The sequence below is a fragment of the Rhizobacter sp. P5_C2 genome (genome assembly GCF_054049715.1).
In genome coordinates this window covers 1-2,347 of sequence record NZ_JBFULV010000223.1, presented here as the reverse complement: position 1 = coordinate 2,347, position 2,347 = coordinate 1, and the positions used below count along the sequence as shown (strand labels likewise).

Sequence of the window (2,347 nt, the reverse complement as noted above, 5' to 3'; positions counted from 1 at the left end):
CCGCAGCCCCGGCCCCCGCCGCACCGCGCTTCTCGCCGCAGCGCCACTACCTGCGCTGGAGCTGAGCCATGTCGCTTGCCGCGAGCCAGGAAGCCATCGGCGCCGTCAGCGAGCTGCTGAAGGTGCAGCTCGCGGTGCGCACCGGCATCAACGCGGTGGCCGTCGGCCGGCCCGAGGAGGCGAGCAAGGCCGCATCCTCCGGCTCGGGCGGCAGCAGCTTCAACCTGTTCCTCTACCGCGTCGGCATCGACGGCCAGTTGCGCAACCGCGCGCTCGACGACGGCCAGGCGCCGCCGGTGTGGTTGGTGCTGCACTACCTGCTGACCGCGTTCGACGGCACCGACAGCGACTCGCCGCTCGCGCACAAGCTGCTCAGCCGCGGCATGGTGGCGCTGAACGCGATGAGCATCCTGCGCCCGGCGGCCACCAACGTGGTGCTCGCGAGCAACCCCGATCCGCTGCGCATCAGCTTCGACGAGGCCGATGTCGAGATGCTGTCGAAGGTGATGCAGGGCAGCGACGAGAAGTACCGCGTGTCGGCCGCGTTCCAGGTGCGCCCGGTGATGCTGGCCTCGACCGATGCGGCGCCCGCCTATGCCTTGCCGGTGCAGACCATCGGCCCGGCGCTGCCGCCCCCGCAGCTGTACACCGGCGTCAGCGTGCTGCCCGGCATGGGGCCGCGCATCAGCGCGATCGAGCCCGAGCGCTTCACCGCCGGCCAGGCCTTCGTGCTGCGCGGCAGCGACCTCGCCGGCTGCGACCAGGTCTTCGTCGGCGCCACCGCGTACCCGGCCACGCCGACCGCCGACGGCGGCCTCAGCGCGACGATCCCGCCGGCCGACACCAACGCCGCCGGCACCTACCCGGTGTGTGCGGCGCGCACGCTGCTCGACGGGCATCTGTTCAGCAGCAACGCGCTCGCCGGTCACTTGCTGCCGAGGATCACCGGCGTCGCGCTGAACGGGCCGCTGGTGCCGCAGCTGGGCAAGCTGTCGGGCAGCTTCACGATCACCGGCAGCCAGCTCGGCGGGCCGCTCGCGGCCGCGTATGCCGCGCTGTACCTCGATGGGCAGTCCCGGCTGCTGCTGGAGCCGCAACCTGGCGGCACGTCGACCTCACTGGGCTTCACCGTCAGCGACGTGCAGGCCTTGCCGCCCGACCCGGCCTACCGCGTGATCCTGCGCGTCAACGGCGAGCAGGCGCTGGACACGCCGACGCTGGTCTGGACCTGAGCGATGAACGCGCCGCAACTCCTGCTGCCGCCGGCCCTGAACCCCGAGCTGGGTCCGGACGACCCGCTGTGTGCGCTCTGGCTGGCCCAGGTCAGCCTGCGGCTGCGGCGTGAGGTCGCCTGGTGCTGGCACCAGCGCGGCGTCAGCCAGCCGACGCCGGGCGCGTTGCCGGCGGCCGGCGACCCGGCGCAGGACAGCCTCGACCTGCTGCGCTTCCGCGACGACAAGCAGCGCTTCTTCGACGCCGACCCGACCGCGCGCTACCTCGACGACTGCCTGGCCGCGCTGGCCCCTGTGGCACAGCACAGCGCACGGCGCGGCGACTGGGCCTGGATCGCCGTCGAATGCCGCTTGACGCCGGCCGCGCAGTTCGTGCTGGCGTGTGCGCTGGCGGGCCGCGCCGATGCAGCCCTCGGTCCCGTCTGCGCCGCCTGCCTGAACGACGCGTCGCGTCCGTGGCCGACGCTCGCGCTGGCGCAGCGCCTGTGGGACGAGCCGCTGGCCATCGCGGCCTGTGCCGATGCCGGCCACGCGCTGTTCCGCCACGGGCTGCTGAGCCTGCCGCCGGGGCGCGACGCGCTCGACTGGCACCAGCCGCTGGAGATGCCGTCGCGGGTCGCGCAAGCGCTGCTCGAACCCTTCATCGCGGATGACGACCTGCCGCCGCGCCGCGAGATCCCGCCGGCACTGCAGCCGCTGCTCGCGCGCCTGCGCTGCGACCCGCCGTCGGCGATGCAGGTGCTGCCGCTGCAAGGCGCGCACGGCACTGACTTCGCCGTCTGGGCGCAGACGCTGGCCCAGGCCTGCGGCCGTGGGTTGATGGGGGTCGGTGATGGCGTGACCGCCGAGCGCGGCCTGGGCGGGATCGCCACGCTGGCCTGGCTGCAAGGCTGCGACCTGCTGCTGCCCGAGCACTGGCAGGAGCGCTGCTGCGCCGGCGCGGCGGACGGGGCCTGGACCGCGCCGATCTCGGCGCTGCCGCTGCGCTGGATGCTGCCGGTCGGCGAGGGCAGTGCCGCGCTGCGCGGCGTGCCACCGAGCCTGCTGCTGCCGGCCTGGCCGGTCGCACCGCTCGACACGCCGGCACGCACCGCACAGCTCGTGCAGGCGCTCGC

2 protein-coding genes are annotated in these 2,347 nt (G+C 74.1%); both read left to right on the top strand.

Annotation, left to right across the window (positions count from 1 at the left end; all coding sequences use genetic code 11):
- The first annotated feature begins 68 nt into the window (after nt 1–68).
- Entirely contained in the window at nt 69–1,232 is a 1,164-nt protein-coding gene (locus ACXJLU_RS33145) for a Pvc16 family protein (protein ID WP_457337973.1), read from the top strand.
- Nucleotides 1,233–1,235: 3 nt separating this feature from the next.
- A partial coding sequence (locus tag ACXJLU_RS33140; RefSeq protein WP_457337972.1) for a hypothetical protein occupies nt 1,236–2,347 on the top strand: 1,112 nt, incomplete at its 3' end.